19 protein-coding genes and 2 pseudogenes are annotated in these 21,324 nt (G+C 68.5%); 8 read left to right on the top strand and 13 right to left on the bottom strand.

Annotated elements, in window-relative coordinates; genetic code table 11:
• Positions 1-12 precede the first annotated feature (12 nt).
• From OG966_RS02295 to OG966_RS02285, 3 genes are all read right to left on the bottom strand, one after another.
• The gene (locus OG966_RS02295; protein WP_326647615.1) at positions 13-783 is read right to left on the bottom strand and encodes a crotonase/enoyl-CoA hydratase family protein; all 771 of its coding nucleotides are present in this window, start codon (positions 781-783) and stop codon (positions 13-15) included.
• A 31-nt stretch (positions 784-814) separates the two neighbouring features.
• Positions 815-1,981: a CaiB/BaiF CoA transferase family protein gene (locus OG966_RS02290; protein WP_406733983.1), complete on the bottom strand. Its 1,167-nt coding sequence runs from the start codon at positions 1,979-1,981 to the stop codon at positions 815-817.
• A gap of 155 nt (positions 1,982-2,136) precedes the next feature.
• Positions 2,137-3,042 carry a LysR family transcriptional regulator gene (locus OG966_RS02285; protein ID WP_326655053.1) on the bottom strand — a complete coding sequence of 302 codons (906 nt, stop codon included), beginning with the start codon at positions 3,040-3,042 and terminating at the stop codon, positions 2,137-2,139.
• A gap of 627 nt (positions 3,043-3,669) precedes the next feature.
• On the opposite strand from OG966_RS02285, the gene OG966_RS02280 reads away from it, so the two are divergent.
• Positions 3,670-4,035 carry a hypothetical protein gene (locus OG966_RS02280; protein WP_326647613.1) on the top strand — a complete coding sequence of 122 codons (366 nt, stop codon included), beginning with the start codon at positions 3,670-3,672 and terminating at the stop codon, positions 4,033-4,035.
• Positions 4,036-4,105: 70 nt separating this feature from the next.
• Here OG966_RS02280 and OG966_RS02275 read toward each other — a convergent pair whose 3' ends face one another.
• Together OG966_RS02275 and OG966_RS02270 are read right to left on the bottom strand one after the other, a co-directional pair.
• Positions 4,106-4,723, bottom strand: a complete 618-nt coding sequence (locus tag OG966_RS02275) for a TOPRIM nucleotidyl transferase/hydrolase domain-containing protein (RefSeq protein ID WP_326647612.1) — start codon at positions 4,721-4,723, stop codon at positions 4,106-4,108.
• Positions 4,724-5,064: 341 nt separating this feature from the next.
• Positions 5,065-5,252, bottom strand: a pseudogene (locus tag OG966_RS02270) (HAD domain-containing protein); the annotation flags it as partial.
• A 236-nt stretch (positions 5,253-5,488) separates the two neighbouring features.
• Here OG966_RS02270 and OG966_RS02265 point away from each other — a divergent pair.
• Positions 5,489-5,956 carry an SRPBCC family protein gene (locus OG966_RS02265; RefSeq protein WP_326647611.1) on the top strand — a complete coding sequence of 156 codons (468 nt, stop codon included), beginning with the start codon at positions 5,489-5,491 and terminating at the stop codon, positions 5,954-5,956.
• A 179-nt stretch (positions 5,957-6,135) separates the two neighbouring features.
• Here the strand turns inward: OG966_RS02265 and OG966_RS02260 are convergent, their stop codons facing one another.
• Together OG966_RS02260 and OG966_RS02255 are read right to left on the bottom strand one after the other, a co-directional pair.
• Entirely contained in the window at positions 6,136-6,672 is a 537-nt protein-coding gene (locus tag OG966_RS02260) for a hypothetical protein (RefSeq protein WP_326647610.1), read from the bottom strand.
• 398 nt (positions 6,673-7,070) lie between these two features.
• Positions 7,071-7,145 (bottom strand): annotated as a pseudogene (locus OG966_RS02255) (TetR/AcrR family transcriptional regulator); the annotation flags it as partial.
• Positions 7,146-7,315: 170 nt separating this feature from the next.
• On the opposite strand from OG966_RS02255, the gene OG966_RS02250 reads away from it, so the two are divergent.
• A complete protein-coding gene (locus tag OG966_RS02250) occupies positions 7,316-8,671 on the top strand; it encodes an RICIN domain-containing protein (RefSeq protein ID WP_326647609.1) in 1,356 nt (451 codons plus the stop codon).
• 44 nt (positions 8,672-8,715) lie between these two features.
• On the opposite strand, the gene OG966_RS02245 is transcribed toward OG966_RS02250, so the two are convergent.
• The 5 genes from OG966_RS02245 to OG966_RS02225 all read right to left on the bottom strand — a co-directional run bounded on the left by OG966_RS02245 (position 8,716) and on the right by OG966_RS02225 (position 14,605).
• Entirely contained in the window at positions 8,716-8,847 is a 132-nt protein-coding gene (locus OG966_RS02245) for a hypothetical protein (RefSeq protein ID WP_326647607.1), read from the bottom strand.
• An 896-nt stretch (positions 8,848-9,743) separates the two neighbouring features.
• Positions 9,744-10,892 carry an XdhC family protein gene (locus OG966_RS02240; protein ID WP_326647605.1) on the bottom strand — a complete coding sequence of 383 codons (1,149 nt, stop codon included), beginning with the start codon at positions 10,890-10,892 and terminating at the stop codon, positions 9,744-9,746.
• Positions 10,885-13,065 carry a xanthine dehydrogenase family protein molybdopterin-binding subunit gene (locus OG966_RS02235; RefSeq protein WP_326647604.1) on the bottom strand — a complete coding sequence of 727 codons (2,181 nt, stop codon included), beginning with the start codon at positions 13,063-13,065 and terminating at the stop codon, positions 10,885-10,887. The genes OG966_RS02240 and OG966_RS02235 overlap by 8 nt, the downstream gene beginning before the upstream one ends.
• Positions 13,062-14,051 carry an FAD binding domain-containing protein gene (locus OG966_RS02230; RefSeq protein ID WP_326647603.1) on the bottom strand — a complete coding sequence of 330 codons (990 nt, stop codon included), beginning with the start codon at positions 14,049-14,051 and terminating at the stop codon, positions 13,062-13,064. The genes OG966_RS02235 and OG966_RS02230 overlap by 4 nt, the downstream gene beginning before the upstream one ends.
• Positions 14,048-14,605 (bottom strand): 2Fe-2S iron-sulfur cluster-binding protein, encoded by a 558-nt coding sequence (locus tag OG966_RS02225; RefSeq protein WP_326647602.1) that lies wholly within the window; start codon positions 14,603-14,605, stop codon positions 14,048-14,050. Before OG966_RS02225 ends, OG966_RS02230 begins: the two co-directional genes overlap by 4 nt.
• Positions 14,606-14,841: 236 nt before the next feature.
• Here OG966_RS02225 and OG966_RS02220 point away from each other — a divergent pair, with 236 nt between their 5' ends.
• The 4 genes from OG966_RS02220 to OG966_RS02205 all read left to right on the top strand — a co-directional run bounded on the left by OG966_RS02220 (position 14,842) and on the right by OG966_RS02205 (position 18,508).
• Positions 14,842-15,438 (top strand): TetR/AcrR family transcriptional regulator, encoded by a 597-nt coding sequence (locus OG966_RS02220; RefSeq protein WP_326647601.1) that lies wholly within the window; start codon positions 14,842-14,844, stop codon positions 15,436-15,438.
• A 307-nt stretch (positions 15,439-15,745) separates the two neighbouring features.
• Positions 15,746-16,216 carry an RICIN domain-containing protein gene (locus OG966_RS02215; RefSeq protein ID WP_326647600.1) on the top strand — a complete coding sequence of 157 codons (471 nt, stop codon included), beginning with the start codon at positions 15,746-15,748 and terminating at the stop codon, positions 16,214-16,216.
• A gap of 336 nt (positions 16,217-16,552) precedes the next feature.
• Complete coding sequence (locus OG966_RS02210; RefSeq protein WP_326647599.1) at positions 16,553-16,729, top strand: hypothetical protein; 177 nt, start codon at positions 16,553-16,555, stop codon at positions 16,727-16,729.
• Positions 16,730-17,518: 789 nt separating this feature from the next.
• Positions 17,519-18,508: a serine/threonine-protein kinase gene (locus OG966_RS02205; RefSeq protein WP_326647598.1), complete on the top strand. Its 990-nt coding sequence runs from the start codon at positions 17,519-17,521 to the stop codon at positions 18,506-18,508.
• 456 nt (positions 18,509-18,964) lie between these two features.
• Here OG966_RS02205 and OG966_RS02200 read toward each other — a convergent pair whose 3' ends face one another.
• Complete coding sequence (locus OG966_RS02200) at positions 18,965-19,555, bottom strand: hypothetical protein (RefSeq protein ID WP_326647596.1); 591 nt, start codon at positions 19,553-19,555, stop codon at positions 18,965-18,967.
• A 507-nt stretch (positions 19,556-20,062) separates the two neighbouring features.
• Between OG966_RS02200 and OG966_RS40680 the strand changes: the two genes are divergently transcribed.
• Positions 20,063-21,156 (top strand): IS630 family transposase gene (locus OG966_RS40680; RefSeq protein ID WP_442806643.1). Its coding sequence is split into 2 segments (ribosomal slippage): positions 20,063-20,524 and positions 20,527-21,156, totalling 1,092 coding nucleotides; the frame shifts between segments, so codons are not numbered across the junction.
• The last annotated feature ends 168 nt before the right edge of the window (positions 21,157-21,324 follow it).

Genomic DNA, 21,324 nt, shown 5'->3' with positions numbered 1-21,324 from the left:
TCCTTCCTGAAGCTATTTGCCCTGCCAGACCGGGGTGCGGTGCTCCGCGAACGCGGTCATGCCCTCTCGCACATCGGCGGAGGCCATGAGGCCGGCCAGCTCACGGGCCTGTGCGGCGAACGCATCGGTCTCGGGTGCGCCGTCGGCGGCACGGACGACCCTCTTGACGGCGGCGAGCGCCAGCGGGGCGTTCTCCGCGAGCCGCTGCGCCCACTGCAGCGCGCCTGCGACGGCGTCGCCGGCGGGCACGACCCGGTTGGCGATGCCGAGCCTTGCGGCCCTTTCCCCGGAAATCGGCTCGCCGCTCAGCAGCAGTTCCATGGCGAGGTGGTGCGGGATCCGTTTGGGCAGCCGGATCACACCGCCACCGGCCGCGATCAGACCCCGCTTGACCTCCGGCAGGCCGAACTTCGCGTCTGCCGCCGCGACGATGAGGTCGCAACCGAGGGCCAGTTCGAAGCCGCCGCCCATCGCCCAGCCCTCGACTGCGGCGATCAACGGCTTGGTGGTCTCAGCCTGGGTCAGTCCGCCGAACCCACGTCCCGGGACCTCCGGTGATTCCCCGGCCAGTGCCGCCTTGAGGTCCATTCCGGCGCTGAACACGCCCTGGGCGCCGGTCAGCACACCGATCCGCAGATCGGGCCCGGCCTCCAACTCATCGAGCGCGGCGGCGAGTCCGGTGGCGACGGCCGCGTTGACCGCGTTACGTGCGGCGGGCCGGTCGATGGTGATGAGCAGGCACGCGCCGATGGTCTCGGTGCGCACCTGAGCGGTGGGGTTCATGTGCGGCTCCTTCTTCTCAAGTCGGTGGGGGTCAGCGCCGCGTGGCGAGCTCAAGGAAGACCTCGTCGGTGTGCTGGCCGGGAAGCGGGGCGAGGCGCCGGATCGAGCCGGGGGTGGCGGAGAAGCGCACGGGGATGCCGACCGTGTGGATGGCGCCCTCGCTCGGGTGCTCGACGACGTCGAGCAAATGGCCTTCCCTCACGTACGGGTCCTCGCTCGCACGGTCCAGTTCCAGCACCGGTGCCATCGGGATGCTGTGCTTGGCGCAGATACGCTCCCACTCCTCGGTGGTGAGGCCGGGCGAGCACTCCTCGACGAGATCCATCAGCGCGTCGATATCGGCATCGGCGATCGCCTCCCCGTTCACCCGCGGGTCCTTGGCCAGGTCGGTACGGCCTGCGGAGGTGAAGAAGTCGCGGAAGTTCTGCGGACCGTAGGGGATCACACAGGCAAGGCCGTCCCTGGTGGGCACCGCCCGGTGGCCCTTGGCCATCGAGAGCGGGAACCCGGTGGATCCCACCGGCGGCTCGAAGACGTGGCCCGCGAGGTGCTCGACGAGGTTGAACGCGAGGACCGTGTCCGTCATCGGGATCTCGACGTGCTGGCCGGTACCCGCCGTGCTCCGGTGAAGCAGCGCGGCGAGCACCGAGTAGACGATGGTCAGGGCCGAGACCTTGTCGCCGAGAATCGTCGGCAGGTAGATCGGCTTGCCGATCGCCCGGTTCGCCACGTCCACCAGGCCGGAGGCAGCCTGGACCGTCTCGTCATAGGCGGCGTTGCCGGCCCGCTCGGAGTCGCTGCGGAAGCCCTGCGCGTGCGCGTAGACCAGGCGGGGGTTGCGGGCGGCGATCTGAGAGTATGCGAGACCGAGGCGGTCCAGCGCCCCGTGGCGCATGTTGGTGATCAGCACGTCGGCGGTGTCGATGAGCGTGAGCGCCTGCTCGCGAGCGGCCTCGTCCTTCAGATTCAGCGACACGCTGCGCTTGTTGCGGTTGACGTTGAGGTTCAGCGGCGTCATCCCGCGGGTGTTGCGGTACTCACCCAGCCGTACGGTGTCCGACGGTGACTCGATCTTGATCACGTCCGCGCCGAGATCGCCCAGGATCTGCGCGGCGTAGGGCCCCATCACCACAGTCGACAGGTCGATCACCCGGACTCCGTCCAGAGGGCCAGTGGTGTTCTGGGCCGTGCTGTCCATCATTGCTCCTGCTCTCGCGGCACTTCAGTTTGATCGTTGGTTCGTGATCGACGTTAGCGTTGAAATAGAGAGCAGGGAATGATCATGTAAAGAACAATGGCATGACCGCAGCGGTCATGCCATTGTCGTTATGGTGAAGGGTATTGACGGGTTGTTCAGATAGAAATCGCGTCGCCGAAAATATCCCGGGCGCTGGTGATGAGGCCTTCGAGGTCCGCGCCCTCGGCGGCCCGGTCCTTACGGAACAACAGCCCGGTGACCAGGTCAGGTTGGAAGTCCTCGACGGGCATGACGACCACGTTTTCCAACCGGTAGAGGTGCATTGGGCTTTCCGGGGAAAGCATAGTCATCGAGAACGCGATGCCACCGGAGATCAATTCGGAAGCGCCCGAATAGTCGGCCATATTGATTCGGATTCGCTTCTTGACTCCAGCGGAATGCAGTCGGGTGTCGATCTCCTCGAAATATGCCGGTGTGGCGTCATAAGGTGTGGCCACATATGACAGATCTACCAGCTCATCCAGTGTGACCGAATTCCGGCCGAGGAACCGGTCGGCGGGGACTGCGGCGCCAAGACGTTCCCTCATGACCTCGATGATCTCGAGCGCCGGCTCGGCGACCGGCAGCCGCGCCAGAGCGAGCGCGAGCCTGCCCTCCCGGACGGCGGTCACCAGGCTCGCTGTTGTGCCGGGCCAGCGCTTGACCTCGGACATCTCGCGGCAGGCATCTTCGAGCAGACGGACGCGGTTGCGCAGAATGGGGTGCACCCCGGGCGGCATGCCCATGAACACCGTGCGGCGCTGGCGCCGGACGGCCTCGCGCAGCCGCCAGGGTATCGAATTGACCCGTTCGAGAACGTCCCGCGCCATCGGCAGCAACGCAGCGCCGGCGGGCGTCAGTTCAACGTGGTGCGTGGTGCGCTCGAAAAGCACTTGGTCGAGCTCGCGCTCAAGATCCTTGATCCGCTGGCTCAGGGGAGAGGCCGCCATGTGCAGCTTGCGCGCCGCCTGCGAAAAGTTGAGCTCTTCGGCGACGGCCACGAAATAGCGCAGGTGCAGCATCTCCACGGGGTAACACTACCCTCGGCCCCACACGGACAACTCAGGCGGCCTCGCGGTGACTTGCGGTCGGCTTCCCTGTCGACTGGCTCAGCCGGCCGCTCTTGTTGCCCGAGTGGGCGGACGCGGACACGGGGAGTCGTCCAGCTATCGGCCAGGATCGTTACGCCCGCCTGTCGCCCGGTCACCCCCCGAGAACGCACGCGTCCTGGTCAACCTCCCGGCGTTGGGCATCACGGACTGCATCGGCACCCCATCCAATTGACCAAGACGACAGGTTCGGCCTCTCCTCCGCCGCTTTGGACTGTGGGGAACTGTCCGCCGGGGGTGGGCTGCACGGGCAGTATTCAACATGCTGCTGACCGAGGTGGGCTGCCGCAGGGTGGATGTCATCCGGCTGGTTCGGTCGGTGACAGGCAAGAGCGCCTTTCGTAGCCAGCCATCCTGCGGCCTGTCGGCCGCACCGCGGACCGGAAAAATGGGCGGGGCGCCCGTGAGCGAGCGATCGTGAGCGGCGCCGCATTTCAGTCACGATGAGCTCAGTCCGATAACTGACTCCTTTCACGTATGGAGAAACGGTATGAATTGTGGAGTTCGCGCATAGGGATCGATGATTCTGGAGGTACCACCATGGTCCGTCTCCGTTCGGCCTCGCTGGCCCTGCTGACCGCTGCCGCGTGCGTCGCGCTCACTGCGCCATCGGCCTCGGCCGCCCCCGGCGACACCGCGACCATGTGCTCGAGCTCCTTGACACCGTCTGGGTGGGTCGATGTGCAGTGGTGGAACAGCTGGGCGTGCGGCATCACGTTCAACCCCAATATGAAGAAAATCCAGCAGGTCTCCGGCATGCCCATCGGTTCCACCGTCAACGCCTGCTCCTCCACACTTCCGCCGGCGGGCTGGGTGCAGGTGAACCGCTTCTACAGCGGCGCCTGTCAGTACTCAGCGGTGCCCAGCCACGACCCCAACACCTGGACAATCAAACGGGTTTCCTGAGGCCGGACGTCTCCCTCGTGAGGGAGAACGCCGGGTACCCCCGTGACTTACCGGCCATGTCGCCGAGCGGTCAGAGGCTGGTGAGCAGGCCGTCGAGTGGGGCGGGTACGCGGTCGGGGCCGAGGGCCTCGACGAGGACGCGGCCGTAGCGGATCTTGCGCCCTTTCTTCGTGCCGAGGAAGCGCCGCAACTGCTGCTGTGAGGTACGGCCCCGCTGCGCGGGCTGGCGCAGGAAGGTCTGCAGGGCGCGGAGGTCGCCCTCCGCCCGGACGAGCTCCTCCACCCGTGTCACGCCCAGCGCGCGGATGAGCTCGTCTTCCAGATCCGCCGCGCAGACGAAGAACCCTTGCTGTGCTGCGCTGGCCCGCTCCAAGCCGCGGGCGTAGTAGCTACGCTCCGCCTCGTCGCACAGTCCCGTGAGGCGGAGGCCCAGGCCGGGTGGCCCGAGGAGGCGGGCGAAGCGCCCGACGCTCATCGCACCGCCCATCGGCAGGACGCAGACTCCTTCGGCCGCCAGGTTCCGGCCGCGGCTCGCGGCCAGCGCGCTGACCGCTGCGACGTCGCTCGGCCCTTCGAGCAGGACGGCTGCCCGGACGGGCAGCCGCGCGGCCAGCTCGCGCGCGGGGTCACCGGGGCCACCGGCCGCCCACGCGATGACCGCCTCCCGGAACGACCCCATGTCAGCCACGGGACGAGTCTCCGCCTTTCCCGGCCACCACGGTAGGGAATTTCCGCCAGCGCGCCGATCGGTGGTGAGCAGCCCTGCGCCCGGCGGCCGCGGCTGTGACCTGGAGCTCCGGCTGCGGTCCTGGGGCACGCCGCCCGGCACAAGCCGACGCCAACGTGTGTATCCGGCTGCCGGGCTCGGGGAAGCGGGCGCATCGTGAGGCGCGGACGTGCTCCACGATGAGGAACGGCTTGCTTCAGCTGCGGGACTGGCTCCGACCTGCGCGTACCTCACGCCCACGTTGGCTACCGGCGCCGACCGGCCGACGTCAGGCGAACCGCACCGACATCACCCAATCAAGTTCAGTGGCCCGCATGCAGCCGCAGCCACTCATCGAGAGCGGCGAAGTCCTCGTCCATGAGGCCTTTTTGGGGGTCGATGCGATGCAGAAGAGCTCGTCCTTGGTGTGCCTCACCCAGGCCCGGTCGGCATCGGTGATCTCATCATCGACCCATGCGAAAGAGCGTCCGGCTGCCCAGTCGAGGAGGCTGCCGACCTCGAAAGCGCGGTGTCAGCGACTGCATGCCCAGTGACTTCAAGCCCGCTGTGAGATGCGAGGGGAGGCTGCAGGGCTGAAGATCGATGTGCGACACCGTGTATACGGGCCGGGACTTTCCTTCCCGCCCATGGGATGGCGTAGATGCTTTGCCGCAGTAGGTATGACCGGAAAGAGCGGGGGGCAACCGCCCACCACCTGGCACGTGTGACCCTACGAGAGACACTGTCATGGCCGTACGACACCACATCATCAAGCGGTCCCCAGAAGCTGTATGGACCGTGCTGGGGAATCCGCGGCTCTACAGCGAGTGGGTCGTCGGGACATCTGCGACCCGGCCGCTCGACGACCGCTGGCCGCAGGTTGATGCGGCCCTGGAGTACTCAATAAGCCTGGGGCCATGGTCCTACGAGGGGCACACCGTGGTGCGACGCTACGAACCGCCGGGCTGGCTGGAGCTGGAGGCCCACAGCGGCCGACTGGGCACGGCGCGCATCGCCATCGAGATACGGCCATGGGGTCGCGATGACACCCTGGTCATCGTGGACGAGCATCCTCTGCGTGGACTTGGCGGCGCCCTTCACGCCGCCCCACTCGATGTTCTTATCCAGATACGGCATCGCAACATGCTGCCCCGCCTCGCAACGACCGTGGAACGCGTATCGCCGCGGCCGGACCCCGCCGACGCTTCCGCGTGACGTGTGGCGGCCGGTGCCCGGAGGAGCTGGCTGTGCTCGATGCAGCTGCCATCGGGTCAGGGGCCCGATGGCAGCGGAGCCCTCGCCGACATCGGCTCGAGGTTCGAAATTTTGGAAGCTCAGGGCACGCTGGTGCGGACACTTTCATCGAGTGCACCGTTGCCGAGCAGGCTTCGTGGTTACGTTCGCTCGGGTGAGCTGCCGGCCCGGTCTGTACCGAGAAGGCCAAGCAGTGTCTCGCGGTGGAGGTCTGCGATCGGGCTGAGAAGGTCCGGGTGGCGCATCAGCGGCGCCGCACGGTGATCGCGTTGGCTGGGAACTGTCAGCCGACGCGCAGCGCCTACATTGTCCGCGCCGTGGTGGGTTGCGGCCAGGCAGGCCGCTGCCACGGCGGCGAGATCGGCGTCGGCCAGCAGGCAGGCCGCCCAGCTGACGACGGTTTCGTCCACCCCGGTGCGCCAGGTGTGGCCGGCTCCCTGCAGCGGGTGGGCATCGGCGCCGGTGACGGAGTCCAGCCGGTCGGAGCCGCCGGGGCCGAGCAGGTTCAGCAGTTCAGCGTCCAGTGCGGTGGGGTAGCGGAGGGCGGCGGCGATGGTGGCCGCCTGCCATGCCTGGGCTTCGGCCAGGGCGTGGTCCAGCGGGTCGAATGCCGGCGGGAATGCCGACAGCAGCCAGCGCGTGGAAGCAGCTATGACTGGCGAGAGATCACTGAGCACGGTGGACCGTCCTTTGCACGTGCCCGCCATGGTTCTGTTACCTGTGCATGTGGCGAGCACTGTCGCACCTGGGGCGCGCGTGGCAGGTCAGCGTAAGGCGGCCGCCCGGGCGGCAACAGGACGTACGTCACAGCCGGGGGCCGCTGCCCACGGCCGCGCAGGCCGTGGTGGTGCGGCCACGGCCAGCCGCGCGTGAGTGGCTGAGGTCGTGGGAATCCTGCCGGGATTGATCTTGCTGGACGCCCTCCGGGGCAGCCGAGGCCGGCTGGAGCTGTCCGCCAGGCTGGAACCCGCGCGCCGGCGCCCGGTCTCCGGGTGCGGGCCTGCCGCTGGGCCGTTCACTACAGCCGTTCTCGCACTACGCCGGCGATGACCGTGGTCACGATCTTGTCGACGCCTCAAGCGTCCGGCGGGGTGTCTTTCCTGTCAGCGAAGAGCAGGTGCCCGGCTCCGATCAGCGTGGGAGCGAGCGTTCACGCGGTCCTCACGTGCCGGCGCCCGGCCTGCGGCACGGCCGCAGGCGTCCGTCGCAGCGGTGCCACTGCCCGGATGGCCCGTCCCTCCGGTCGCAGAGACGTGTCCGTCAGTGCACCTTCCGAACGCACGGCCCCACCGGCTCGAGGCCCGGGACTAGCATCCGTGAGTGACCATTTGGACCTCTCTGGAACCCGCCTCCGCCACCGTCGACCCCGGCGCTACGACCACCGTGCGGCTGCGGCTTCGCAACATCGGTGATGTCGTCGACGAGTACCGGGTCGTCCCCGTCGGTGCCCCCGCCTTATGGGCCGCGGTGGAGCCGCCCGTCCTCAGGCTCTACCCGGGCACCACCGGCACGGTGAACGTCACCATTGCTCCGCCCCGTTCCCCGGACGCCACGGCGGGCCCGCACCCGTACGGCCTGCAGATCCTCCCGACCGAACAGTCGCAGGCCGCGACAGTCGTCGAGGGCATGGTGACCGTCACCCCCTTCACCGCACTGCGCGCCGAGCTTCTCCCGGAGACGTGCCGGGGCCGCTTCCGGGGCCGCCCCCAACTGGCGATTGACAACTGGGGCAACGTCAAGCTGACTGCTTCCGTCAGTGGAAACGACACCGGTGAACAGCTCGCCTTCGACATCCACCCTGCCGACGTTCAGATCGAACCCGGCCGTGCCGCCTTCCTCAAGACCACCATCCGTCCTCGGCGGATCACCTGGTTCGGACAGAAGGAGACCCGCCCCTTTACGCTCGCGGTGCGCCGCTCGGGCACCGAGCCGCTGAGCGTCGACGGCTCGTACGTGCAGCGCAGCGTCCTGCCCCGCTGGGTCCTGACCAGCGTCGCCATCGCCATGACCCTGGCGATCGCCTTCGTGGCGCTGTGGTTCGCCAGGCAGCCCAGGGTGGTGAGCCTTGCTCAGGAGCAGACGGCGCCCGCCGGTGTGACCGAACTGCCGACCGAATCGGCTCCGCTGCCTGAGCCGTCGGTGCCACCCTCCCAAGCCGCCCGGCCGGAGGGCGACAAGGACGCGGGTGGCGGTGGCGGCGCCAGTGCGCCCACACAGGCCGCGCCCAGTGCCCCTTCCGGTTCATCGGGTGGTGGCGCTCCGGCAGCCCCGAAGGGCAAGGCGCCGGCCCCCAAGGGAACTGTGCTGATCAGCCAGGATTCCAAGCGGTGCATCGACGTGGTCGGCGGAAAGGGCAAAGACGGCGCCCCGCTGCAGATCTTGGACTGCACAGGCAATGCGCCCCAACGATGGGACTTCCGCAGCGACGGGGCAGTGCGGGCGCTCGGCCTGTGCATGGACGTGGCATGGGGCTCCCGTGATGACGGAGCGGTGGTCCAACTGGCGAACTGCAGTGGTAACCCTGCCCAGCAGTTTGTCCTGACGCAGGCTGGTGACCTGGTGAACCGGCAGGCTGACAAATGCGTCGACGTCAAGGACAACAATCAGCGCAATGGCGCCAGGCTGCAGCTGTGGACCTGCGCCGGCACCGCCAACCAGAAGTGGCGCGCGGCCTGAGAACCACCTGGTTGTGCAGAGGTGACCGAGGGGCTGGGGAATTGTCAGTCCCAGAGCTTGTATGTCACTTCCTGCTGTACCCGCGCCGGCCTGTTGTCGGTGTAGATGAGTCGCATCCGGGTGAAGTGCTGCAGCTCAGGATGCTTCTGCCAGGTCTCTGGGCGGTCGAGCCTCACGGTGACACGGTAGGAGTGGAACTTGCCTGCGGCGCAGTAGGGCTGACAGTCATTCACTACGTCGAGCCCGCTGCCCACCGCGGACTTCGGTCCCCAACTGGACCATCGGAGTGCGGTGAGGCGGTTGTTGCCATCCCCGCACGCGAGCAAGAAGTCGCCGGGGCGTACCTGTGACTTCGAGAAACAGTCGACGGCCACTACGTGAGGGGGCGAGGGTGCCCTGGCGGAAGCGGATGCCGGTACCACCGCTGCTGCGAGCGCCGCAGCAGCACACAGCATGACCGCTGTCTTGTGCTTGTGTTCCTGCATGTCGGCTCCCCAGCTGCCCTTTTTTCGAGCCCACGTGGCCCACCGTGTACACCTCACTGGCCCCCGGCGCTGCGGTCTGCGCGTCAGGAGCTGCAGCCGGTCGTGGCGGCGCCCTTCTTCCAACGGTTGTTCCTCAATCGACGCTACGACCGTGCCGAGGGATGCACCACCCGTACAGGCTATAACCACGCAAAGGTGAAAATGTCAATGTGCCTGGGGTGGATCACGCCGCGTCTGCCGGACTGCAGGCCCCGGGGGCGCCGCCGCACCCGACCGGGATGCACAGTGTCGCGATCTTGTACGTCGCCGCACAGGCCCACGACCCGGCGTTCGCTGTAGCGGGGCCGCTGCCTCGCGGCATCCAGGACGGGTTCACGGCCCGGGCCGCGTGGCGGGCCGGCGGACTCGGCTCGGGTTCCCTGACCGGCCGAGGGCTCTGCGCTGCCTCTTGGCCACCCACTGACGTGGACTTCAGCGGCCATGGGCGGGCGAGGCCGACCACGGCTTCTCGGATACGCGACCTTCGGGCTCCCGGTCGTCCCGCACGGCGACGCCACCGGCCGTCCTGGCCTCGCGGCCGAGCCGGGTCATGCCGCCGACCGGGACCCGGCCTCGCCCTCGTTCCTCGCGTCCATGCCATGGTGAATGGGCGTTCCGGAACCGGTCAGGGGAACCCCCGTCCCGCCCCGGCGCGCCGCGATGATCTCCGCGGCGATGGACAAGGCGGTCTCCTCGGGGGTACGGGCGCCCAGGTCGAGGCCGATCGGGGAGCGCAGGCGGGCCAACTCGCTTTCGGTGACGCCGACTTCGCGCAGGCGCCGGTTGCGGTCCTCGTGAGTACGGCGTGAGCCCATCGCGCCGACGAACGCGACCGGCAGCCGCAGGGCGGTCTCCAGCAGAGGAACGTCGAATTTGGCGTCATGGGTGAGCACGCACAGAACGGTTCGTTCGTCGGTCGCGGTGCGCCGGAGGTAGCGGTGCGGCCAGTCGACCACGAGGTCGTCGGTCTCGGGGAAGCGGACGCGGGTGGCGAAGACCGGCCGGGCGTCGCACACGGTCACGTGGTAGCCGAGAAACTTTCCCGCCCGTACGAGCGCTGTCGCGAAGTCCACGGCGCCGAAGACGATCATCCGGGGTGGCGGCACACTCGACTCCACGAACAGCGTTATGCCGCCCGGGCAGCGCGACCCGTCCTCCGCGATCTCGACGGTGCCGGTGCGGCCGGTGTCCAGCATCGCGCGGGCCCCCTCCGCCGCCGTCCGGTCCAGATCCGGATGTCCGTCGAGGCTTCCCTCGTACGATCCGTCGGGGTGAACGAGCAGCGCACAGCCAAGCAGTTCGCCCGGGCCCCAGGCCACCCGTACGAGTGCCGCCGCCTCTCCTCGGTCCGCGGCCGACACCCCTGCCCGGAACACCGGCGCGTCCGCGCGCACCGGCGTGACCAGGACTTCGATGACGCCGCCGCAGGTGAGTCCCACCGCGAAGGCGTCCTCGTCGCTGTATCCGAACCGCATCCGCACCGTCCGGCCGTCCTGGAGCGCCTGGACGCACAGGTCGTACACGGTCCCTTCCACACAACCGCCGGAGACGGAACCGATGGCGGTGCCGTGACTGTCGACGGCCAGGGCGGCGCCCGGACCGCGCGGGGCGCTGCCGCCGACGGCCACGACGGTGGCGACAGCGAAGTCCCGGCCCTCCTCGAACCAGCGGTTCAACTCCTCGGCGATGTCAAGCACTCCGGGCTCCCCCCGCCGCCCGACGCCGGGCTTCGTCCGCCGCCCGCAGGACGCGGTCCGGACGGATCGGGAGGTCCCGGTGGCGTACACCGGTCGCGTGCCACACCGCGTTGGCGATCGCGGCGGCGACACCCACGACGCCGATCTCGCCGATGCCCTTGATCCCGACCGGGTCGTCCGGGACGGGGTCGTCCACCCAGTCCGCCTCGATGAGCGGTACGTCGGCGTGCGCGGCGAAGTGATAGCCGGCGAGGTCGGCGCCGACGTGGCCGCCGGAGGCCTGGTCCCTTGTCGCCTCCTCGTGGAGGGCCATGGACAGCCCCCAGGTCATTCCGCCGATGAACTGGCTGCGGGCGGTGAGCGGGTTGACGATGGTGCCTGCGGCGTAGATGCCGAGCAGCCGTCGTACGCGCACCTCACCGGTGGTGACATCCACCGCGACCTCGGCGAACTGTGCTCCGAAGGAGTGCCGTTCCAGTTTTGGGAGGGCGCCGATGGCCTCGGCGGTGTTGGACCGGGCGGTGATCCCCTCCGGCGGAATGCCGCCCCCCAGGGCCAGTCGCTCCCGCAGTTCGTCGGCCGCGACCGTCACCGCCCACGCCCAGGAGCGCGTACCCATCGAGCCGCCGGCGAACATGGCCGGGCCGAGGTCGCTGTCGGCGATGCGCACACGGATGCGGTCCGGATCCACCTTCAGCGCGTCCGCGGCGACCAAGGTCATCGCGGTACGTGCCCCGGTCCCGATGTCCGCCGCGTTGATCCGCACGGTGAAAGTTCCGTCCGGCTCCGCGGTCATGGCCGCCGTGGACGGGCCGACTCCCGAGGGGTAGGTGGCCGCCGCCGTTCCGGTTCCGAGCAGCCAGCGCCCCTCACGGCGCAGGCCGGGACGCGGGTCCCGGTCCGCCCAGCCGAACCTGCGGGCGCCCTCCTCGAAACAGGAGAGCACATTGCGGCTGCTGAACGGCAGCCCGGACACGGGACCCGTCTCGGGTTCGTTGCGTGCGCGCAGCGCGATCGGGTCCATGCCGCACTTCTCGGCCAGTTCGTCGAGGGCGGATTCGAGCGCGAAGGATCCCGGTGCCTCGCCCGGTGCGCGCATCCAGGCCGGGGTCGGCACGTCGAGCCGTACGAGCCGGTGCAGGGTGTGATGCGCGTCGGCGTCGTACATCACCCGCCCCATCACCGCGCTCGACTCGATGAATTCATGCACGGTCGAGGTAAGACTCTGCGCCTGGTGGTCCAAAGCGCGCAGCCGGCCGTCGGGGTCGGCGCCGAGCCTGATCCGCTGCGCCGTGGGGCTGCGGAAGCCGACTAGGGAGGGCATCTGACGGCGAGTCAGTACGACGCGGACCGGGCGGTGGAGGACGGTCGTGGCCATCACGGCGGCCACCTGGTGCGGGCTCAGCCCCTTGGAGCCGAAGCCGCCGCCGACGTGTTCGGACCGCACCCGTACGGAGACCGGATCGAGGGAGAAGAGCTGCGCGAGTTCGCTCGCCACCCAGGTGCTGCCCTGGTTGGAGTCGACGACGTCGAGCCGGCCGCCGTCCCAGCGAGCCGTCGCCGCGTGCGGCTCCATCGGGTTGTGGTGCTCTTCCGGGGTGGTGTACTCCTCGTCCACGACGACGGCGGAAGCCCCGAGTTGGGCCTCTACGTCCCCCTTCTCCGTCTCGACCTGGACCATCGGGTTGTTCTCCGGCGTGTACGCGCCGGAGAGTCCCGAGGAGAACGCGACGTCGTGCGGCTCCTCGTCGTATCGAACCACCAGCACCTCGGCGGCCTCCCTGGCCTGCTCGGACGTCTCGGCCACGACCAACGCCACCGGCCAGCCCACGAAGGGCACACGATCGTGCTGGAAGATCCCGAGGACCGGGTTCGGCCGCCCCAGCATGCCCGCATAGTCGGTGTCGACGCGCGGCGCGTTCCCGTGGTGCAGCACGGTGAGGACGCCGGGCATGGCCAGGACGGGGGCGTCCTCCACGGAGCGGATACGGCCACGGGCCACGGTCGACAACACCAGCCAGCCGTGGGCGAGTTCGGCGAAGGGTATCTCTCCGGCGTAGCGGGCCGTCCCGGTGACCTTGTCGCGGCCCTCCACTCGGGTGTGGGCGGAGCTGACGGCTCCTGTCACGGCGGCGATTGTGGTCGGCGGCGTCGGCGTGGTCGGCGTGGTCATCGGGTCGCCTCTTCGGTGAGTTCGGTCAGCACGGCCACGACGAGGTTGCGCATCAACGTCACCTTGTATCCGTTCTCGGGAAGCGCCTCGGCGGCGGCCAGTTCGGCATCCGCCGCGGCGGCGTACGCCTCCGCGTTCGCCGGGCCGCCGATCAGCACCTGCTCGGCTGTACGGGCCCGCCACGGCCGGGACGCGACCGCCCCGAGCGCGAGGCGCACGTCGCGTACGACACCGTCCTGGACCTCGAGCGCGGCGGCGATCGAGCCGATCGCGAATGCGTACGAAGCGCGCTCGCGCACTTTCCGGTACCGCGAGTGGTGGGCGACCGGGGCCGGCGGCAGCGTGACGCCGGTGATGAGTGCGCCGGGCGGAAGGGCGGTCTCGACGTGCGGGGTGTCGCCCACGGGCAGATAGAACTCGGTCATGGACAACTCGCCCGGCCCGTCCGCCGTTTCGTACGAGATGACGGCGTCGAAGGCGGCGAGCGCGACCGCCATGTCGGAGGGATGGGTGGCGACGCAGTGCTTGGAGCCGCCGAGGATCGCGTGGTTGTGGTGCTCACCCGTCAGGGCGGGGCAACCGCTGCCAGGGGCACGCTTGTTGCACGGTTTGCTGAGATCGGTGAAGTAGCCGCAGCGGGTCCGCTGCAGCAGATTTCCGCCGACCGTGGCCATGTTCCGCAGCTGTCCCGAGGCACCGGCCAGGACGGCCTGCGCCAACGCCGGGTAGTGACGGCGCACTTCGGGGTGGGCCGCGAGGTCGCTGTTGGTGACCGTCGCGCCGATACGCAGCCCGTCCTGAGTGAACTCGACTGCTTCGAGAGGGAGTTCGGTTACGTCGATGAGCAGTGCGGGCCTTTCCACGCCGGCCTTCATCAGGTCGACGAGGTTGGTGCCGCCGCCGAGGAAGCGGGCGTCGGGGGAGGCGCCGAGGAGGGCGACTGCTCCGGGGATGTCGAAGACGCGTTCGTAGCCGAATTCCCTCATGCGGCCTCCTCCTTGACCTTGGTCCCGGCCGCCTCCGCCGCCCGCGCGACCGCCTGCACGATCGACACATAGGCGCCACAGCGGCACAGGTTGCCGCTCATCCGCTCGCGGATTTCTTCGGTGGTGAGTGCAGGCACTCCCGCTTCGGGCCGTACATCGTCGGTCACGGCGCTCGGCCAGCCCGCCGCGTGTTCCTCGATCACCGCGAGGGCCGAACAGATCTGCCCCGGTGTGCAGTAGCCGCACTGATAGCCGTCGAGGTCGAGGAAGGCCTGCTGTACCGGATGCAGCCGGTCACCATCGGCCACGCCTTCGATGGTGGTGATCGCGCGCCCCTCCGCCGCGACCGCGAGCTGAAGGCAGGAAACGGCCCGGCGCCCATCGAGCAGTACCGTACAGGCGCCGCATTGGCCCTGGTCGCAGCCCTTCTTGGTACCGGTCAGATCGAGATGCTCGCGCAGGGCGTCGAGCAGGGTGGTGCGATGGTCGACGGGCAGCGTGTACTTCTCGCCATTGATGTTCAGGGTGATGGTGCTGGACGTCGATGGGGCCATGATCAGCCTTCTTTCGCATTGCTGATGCGCGTCGAACGAGACGATCCCGGCAGACGGTCCGGGAGGGAGAGGGCGATGCGGGTGAATGAACCGGTAACGATGGGCACCGGTCGGCCACACTGGCCGAATGCCGCTATGGTGAACCTAACCGGACAGGTGTCCGCTAGTCGTCGAACTTACCGGACAACTGTCCGGTTAACAAGGCCGGGCTTGGCTGTGATTCCGAAGGAGGACGAGTGCAGGAGGAAAAGAGTGCGACTCTGCGCTCGGACGCGCAACGCAATCGCGAGCGCATCCTGGAAGTCGCCCTGGCCGAGCTGACCCGGGCCGCGGACGCCCCGCTGAGCGCGATCGCGAAGAAGGCGGGCGTCGGGCAGGGGACGTTCTACCGCAACTTCCCCAACCGCGAGGCCCTCGTCCTGGAGGTCTACCGCTACGAGATGCAACAGGTCGCCGACACCGCTGCCCAGCTGCTCCAAACCCGCGCGCCTGACCAGGCCCTGAGGGAGTGGATGGACCGCCTGGCCCAGTACGCCATGGCCAAGGCCGGCCTGGCCGACGCCCTGCGCAAGACCACCAGCAAGTACGGCAGCCTGGCCCAGCTGGGTCACGGCCCGGTGACCCAGGCAGTCACGCTCCTGCTGAACGCGAACGAGAAGGCCGGCACCATCCGCCCGGGGCTGACCCCCGACGACTTCGTGCTCGCCATTGCCGGGCTCTGGCAGATCGACCCGCACAGCGACTGGCAGCCGCGTGCGACGCGACTGCTGGACCTCGTGATGGACGGGCTGCGGGCGGGGGCGTCCAGAGCGGGCGGGCCTGCGAGGGGATGACACTGGGGCGGACGGGCCCAGGCAGCTGGGCCGGGGGACGGACGGACCTGAGGTGGGCGGGCCTGGGTCCGGACGGAACGTGGGCGGCAAGACGCGGCCCGGTCCTGCCCGAGGAGGCCGATAGCCACGCCCGCCCCCTGGGACAGGTGTCATTCGCCGGACCCGCCGACAGGTGTGGCTGCCGGTGAGCCGGTGTCCACCCGTCGCGCCGCGGAGAGTCGCGCAAACGGTGGCGAACTGCAGGTCTACGATTTCCAGCACCTGTGGAAGATGCAGACGAGCACCGAGGCCGTCGGCATCAAGAACGGTGTCTCCTCTGCCCGTTGGCACCAGTGGGCCCTGCCCATGGTGGGCCGGTACACCATCGACGCCTCGCGCAAGGACCAGCGGTACTGCCCTCTGCGCGGGCGGTGGCAGCAAGACCGGGAACGGCGCCCCCGTCATCCAGTGGGGCTGCAACAACGCCCAGGACGAGCGCTGGGTCTTCGAGACCACCACGGACTCCAACGGTAAGACGGCGTATTTCGTGCGCAACGAATACTCGGGCAAATGCATGGGCGCCGCCTCGCACCTCAATGACGGCGCCGGGGTGATCCAGTACACCTGCAACGGGGCCGTCGATGAGAAGTGGTGGTACGACAGCGGCAACAAGGCGCTGCGGAACGTCTACTCCGGTAAGTGCCTCGCTCGCGGCGCCACCGCCACGAAGGGCACGCAGCTGATCCAGTACACGTGCAACGGCAAGCAGGACGAGAGCTGGGAGCAGATTCCCCGCTGAGGCGAACACCGCCACCGGTGTGGTCGGGTCGTCTCCGCGCCGACAGAGCCAGGCGCAGCCGGATTCGGCGAGCAGCAGCGGTGCCTGACAGCTCCAGGTCAGCGCGTTGGGGAAGGGGTAGTCGAGGCGGTTGCCGCTTGACGTCGTAAAGACCCGGCCTCCCGAAGAAGCCAGACCGGCCCCGACCGCCCACGCGGCCCGGGGCCGGCTTTGGGAGATCCACAGCCGTCCGGCAACCTGCGGCGGCGTCACTCCCTGCAGTCACCTTCGACGATCCGGGTCTGGTATCCGGATTCGGGGGCACACGGGTGTCACCCATTCGAGAGGAGCTGCTCCATGCTTGCCATAGCCGCAGCGGTACTGTTCTTCATCTCCTTCCTGATCAACGCTGCCGAGATCACGACGAACCATGTCTTCTCTTCCGGAAACGTCATGCTGCTTGGCCTCGCCCTCCTGGCCCTGCACGTGGCGGGGATCGGCAGTGGCTGGGCCGGCCGGACGCGCAGACGCTGACAGGAGCGGGCACCCGGGGTGTGGTGACGCACCGTCATATGGGGCTCCACACCCTGAGTGTCCTCCCCCAGGGGATCAAGCCCGGGCGTGAGATCGAAGAAGTTTGCTCCTCCGGCCGTTGGGCTGTGCGTCGGCAGCGCCGGATCGCCACCTGCTGACACCGAAAAGCGACCACACATGCCGGATCCCGGCGCTACCGGAAGGTGCAAGGCAGAGCCGGCTTCCTCTGCACTCCCCGCCGATCTGGTGAGGCGGCGCGAACCTTCGCTGCCAGAGTCTGCACGCGGCGGCTGCCCGTGTCGGCCGCGCTGCGCCGCAGCAGCGTGTCGAGAGCGCGGGCGATTTCTTCCTCATGTTGGCACGGCTGCCGCGCCGCTTGACGACGCCGCGGATCTGCCGCCAGGTCGTGTCGGTGAGCGGACACCATGCTGCGGGGGATCCCGCCCGCTGTCTCGTGACAGCGGGGCCGCGGTGGGGTGGGTGGGCCGGCCGTGAGATCGGGGTTGATCTTAATCAAGCAGTTGTGTGGATCACTGGATAGAATTTGGGCATGGGTGAGCGGCCTGTCGGTTCGGCTGCGCCGGGACTTGTCTTCGAGAGCGGTTCCGGTTCCGTGGTGATGGGTCCGAGTCGGCACCGCGGGGTGGGTTGTGGCCCATGGGGCGGCATAGTCGCCGGTGGTGCTTGTGTTGTGTGGGGCCGCGCGGTCGGGCATGGTCCGTGTGTCTGTCTCGCGGCTGCCGCACGGTTGGGCGGTGGTGGCGTGTGACGAGTGCGGCGTCGGATGGGATGGATCTGTATTCGGGTCGGGCTTCGGGTCTGATCGGGGCGCAGATTGCCGGTTACCGGGTGGAGCGTGAGATCGGTCGTGGGGGTATGGCCGTTGTGTACTGCGCAAGGGATTTGCGTCTGGACCGTACGGTCGCGCTGAAGCTGCTTGCCCCGGAGCTGGCCCGCAACGACACCTTCCGCCGCCGTTTCACGCACGAGTCGCGTGTGGCTGCTGCGATCGACCATCCGCATATCGTGCCGATCTTTGAAGCCGGTGAGATGGATGGTGTCTTGTATATCGCCATGCGTTATGTCTCGGGACTGGATCTGCGCGCTCTGCTCGACCGGGACGGTCCGTTGCCGGTTGCGACTGCGCTGCGTATCGCCGCTCAGGTGGCGTCGGCACTCGATGCGGCCCATGAACACGACTTGGTTCACCGGGACGTCAAGCCCGGCAATATTCTGGTCGCCCGGGGCACTGACAGTGATCATCCTGAGCATGTCTATCTCACGGATTTCGGGCTGACGAAGAAGTCGCTGTCGCTGACCGGGTTCACTGAGGTGGGCGAGTTCGTCGGCACGCTCGACTATGTGGCACCGGAGCAGATTTCGGGCCGCCCCGTGGATGGCAGGTGCGATCTGTACAGCCTTGCCTGCGTCGTCTACGAGACCCTCGCGGGTGAGCCGCCTTTCCAGCGGGATGAGGACATGGCGCTGCTGTGGGCGCATCAGTACGATCAGCCGCCTGCTCTGAGCGAGAAACGGCCCGGGATCCCGTCGGCGGTGGACGGTGTTCTGGCAATGGCCCTGGCGAAGGTTCCCGAGGATCGTTACGGCTCCTGCCTGGAGTTCGTGGCGGCTCTGCGTGCCACTGCGAGCGGTATCGGCAAGGGTTCGCATCCGCCGACACAGGTGGACCCTGGGGTCGTCGGAGCCGCGCAGCACCCCGGGGCGGTCCCGGATCCGCCTGTCTGGGCCCGGCCGGTCTTTGGCCGTCTGCCCGGTTAGTGCTCCAGTGTTCTGCCGATCGGCCGGGTCCTTCGGCCTCGGGGCGTCGTTTGATGAGGCGTCGCCCCGCGTAGTCGGCCTCGATCTCGTTGTTGCTCACGCATGGCACGCCCGTGCTCTCGCCGGCTCAGGGAGGGTCGGATGGCTGGTCCTGGTGCATGGCCTTGGTGCGGATCAGAGTGACGTTGATCGTCTCGCCGGCCCGCTTGGCGTCGTCCAGCGGCGCCTTGAGGGTGGCGCACTGCCACGCGTCGCCGGGAGCCTTGAGCCTCGTACCGAAGCGATGGGGCGTATGCCTGCCGGCTCTGGGCTTCCGGGCGGTCGGCGGACTTGGCGGTTTACTCGAGGCCGGGGCAGAACGCGTACAGGTTCGTGCCCCACCGCAGGCGCGGTGGGGCACGAACTCGAGCGCTTCACAAGCCTTGGTACGCCATCTACCTCCGGTGTCTTCCCACGTCACTTGACGATGACGTCCCCGGCCGGCTTGGGCGCGTCCTGAGCAGAGGAGCTATCGGTGTCGTCCTTGGGCGGCGCGGGCGGCGCGGGCGGCTTGGGCGCGTCCTGAGCGGAGGAGCTGCCGGTGTCGTCCTTGGGCGGCTCGGGCGGCTTGGGCGCGTCGGGACACGGCGGGCCGCCCTTGCCGCCACTGCCGGCGCCACCACGGCCGGCCTTTCCGCTGTTGCCGCCGCAGCGGCCGTTGCCGCCGCGACCGCCGGCGCCTCCAGTGCCGGCACCGCCCGGCGCCGTACAGACAGTGCCGTCGGTACCGGTGCCGTTGCCGCCATTGCCGCCGTTTCCGCCATCACCGGGACGGCAAAGATCGTCGTGACCGTCGTGACCCTTGTGGTCCTTCTTGTGATCCTTTTTATCCTTGTGGTCTTTTTGCTTCTTGTGGTCCTTGCGGTCTGTGGTGACTGCCGATTTCGCCACGCTTTGCGCCGACGGTGCCGCAAACGCTCCGGAAGCCGGTATCAGAACACCGCCGACGCCGAGGAGGGCGGAGGTGGCGACGACGGCCAGACGACGCGTCCAGATGGTGTCATTCATAAGAATCTATGTCCCTCTTTTGCGTGCTCTCGCCAATGTGGGAATGGGCAAGAACTCGGTCTCTCTGGGCGGATTCATGACGTGTGGCCCGGGAATTCGGTAGGTAGCACGGATGTGCCGCCCGTTTTCCTTTCCGGTGGGCCCGCACTTCCAGTAGGCCCGAGCAGCGCAGCCTGGTCACGCTCCGACAAGTCGTGGCTTGACGCAGTCGAAGACATCGGGTAATTGCCCGTAAAAAGCACTGGCCGCGTTGACGACCGCATGGGCGGGGCGCTGGGTCCTCGGCGAGGGCGACGTGCTGTAGGCGCTCGCCGGCGTCTGCAACGGCCGCGACAAAACAGGACCACTGCATCCACGCCGACGACGCCGGCCGCGCCATCGGCTGCGCGGACCACAAGCGGCACCAAACCGACGCCGAGGTACAGGCAAGGCTGCCGCAGTTACTGACCTCTTCGAGGTGTTGTCGGAGGGGGTGACGGGTGGTGATCCCTGCGGTAGGCCGGTGATATGCGGTATGCGCAGGGTGGCGGGTTGACCGCCGAGGGGCAGCAGGCTCGGGAGCGGGTCCGTTTCGAGGCTGGTGAGCGGTTCGTGCGGGGCGAGAAGAACGCGGTGATCGCGAAGGATCTGCGGGTCAGTGCGCGGTCGGTGGAGCGGTGGCGGCGCGTCTGGCGGGCGGGCGGTATGGAGGCTCTGGCGACGTCGGGGCCTGCGAAGGTGCCGAAGGTATCTGATGAGCGGTTCGCCGAACTGGAGCGGGAGTTGGCGCGGGGGCCGGCCGTGCATGGCTGGGAGGACCAGCATTGGACGCTGGGACGGATCCGGGCCTTGATCTGGTGGAAGTTCGGGGTGGACTGCTCGTCAGCGGCGGTGTGGCGGCTGCTGCACCGTCACGGCTGGTCCTGGCAGTCGCCTGCCCGGCGGGCTGTGGAACGGGACGACGACGCGGTGGGGTTGTGGAAGAAGGACGTGTGGCCGCACGTGGAATGACTGCGGCGGCGCTCGGGGCGTACGTGGTGTTCGAGGACGAGGCAGGGTTCTCGATGACACCGTCCCTCGCCCGCACCTGGAGCCGGCGGGGGCACACGCCGGTGGTGCGGGTGCGAGGACGCTCTTGGCGCCGCTTCTCGATCGCGGCCCTGTGCTGCTATAAGCCCGGCGAGACATCGCGGCTGATCTTCCGGCCCTATCGTCACCGCAAGCATCCCGGTTCAGGGCGCAAGAGCTTCGCCTGGAGCGATTACCGCGACCTGGTCGTGCGTGCTCACCTGCAACTCGGCGCCCCGATCGTCTTGATCTGGGACAATCTCAACACCCACCGGGCCGCCGGAATGCGGCAGTACGCTGCCGAACACGACTGGCTCACCATCGTGCAACTTCCCTCCTATGCACCGGATCTGAACCCGGTGGAAGGCGTGTGGTCACTGCTGCGACGCGGTCCGTTGGCCAACGTCGCCTTCACGGACGACGCGCATCTCGAACGCGTCTTACGCCGCGGACTGCGTCGCATCCAGCGTCATCCCGAACTCATCGACGGGTGTCTCGCCGGCACCGGCTTCAGCCTCACCCGCCACCCGACAACACCCCGAAGAGGTCAGTAGGCACCTCGCCGGCGAGGCCATGGCTGGGAGCACTTCGGGCCTGGGCGGCCGATGCCCGTGGCCTCGTCCTCGCGCTGCGGATGGGTGCAGGTAGGGCGCGGCGATAGACGGGCCCGCTTGTGACGCGGTGTCAGAACCCTCCCGTCCTGGAAACTCGGCTGCGTGAAA

It is taken from the genome of Streptomyces sp. NBC_01750, assembly GCF_035918095.1.
GTDB lineage: Bacteria > Actinomycetota > Actinomycetes > Streptomycetales > Streptomycetaceae > Streptomyces.
Note: the sequence above shows the minus strand (reverse complement) of the source record. Positions and strands in the feature narration are given on the sequence as shown.

Bases quoted from the DNA above. Each gene is read 5' to 3' on its own strand.
- OG966_RS02295 (WP_326647615.1), bottom strand. From the start codon at position 783: ATGAACCCCACCGCTCAGGTGCGCACCGAGACCATCGGCGCGTGCCTG.
- OG966_RS02290 (WP_406733983.1), bottom strand. From the start codon at position 1,981: ATGGACAGCACGGCCCAGAACACCACTGGCCCTCTGGACGGAGTCCGG.
- OG966_RS02285 (WP_326655053.1), bottom strand. From the start codon at position 3,042: ATGCTGCACCTGCGCTATTTCGTGGCCGTCGCCGAAGAGCTCAACTTT.
- OG966_RS02280 (WP_326647613.1), top strand. From the start codon at position 3,670: ATGGTCCGTCTCCGTTCGGCCTCGCTGGCCCTGCTGACCGCTGCCGCG.
- OG966_RS02265 (WP_326647611.1), top strand. From the start codon at position 5,489: ATGGCCGTACGACACCACATCATCAAGCGGTCCCCAGAAGCTGTATGG.
- OG966_RS02235 (WP_326647604.1), bottom strand. From the start codon at position 13,065: ATGACCACGCCGACCACGCCGACGCCGCCGACCACAATCGCCGCCGTG.
- OG966_RS02230 (WP_326647603.1), bottom strand. From the start codon at position 14,051: ATGAGGGAATTCGGCTACGAACGCGTCTTCGACATCCCCGGAGCAGTC.
- OG966_RS02225 (WP_326647602.1), bottom strand. From the start codon at position 14,605: ATGGCCCCATCGACGTCCAGCACCATCACCCTGAACATCAATGGCGAG.
- OG966_RS02210 (WP_326647599.1), top strand. From the start codon at position 16,553: ATGCTTGCCATAGCCGCAGCGGTACTGTTCTTCATCTCCTTCCTGATC.
- OG966_RS02205 (WP_326647598.1), top strand. From the start codon at position 17,519: ATGGATCTGTATTCGGGTCGGGCTTCGGGTCTGATCGGGGCGCAGATT.
- OG966_RS02200 (WP_326647596.1), bottom strand. From the start codon at position 19,555: ATGAATGACACCATCTGGACGCGTCGTCTGGCCGTCGTCGCCACCTCC.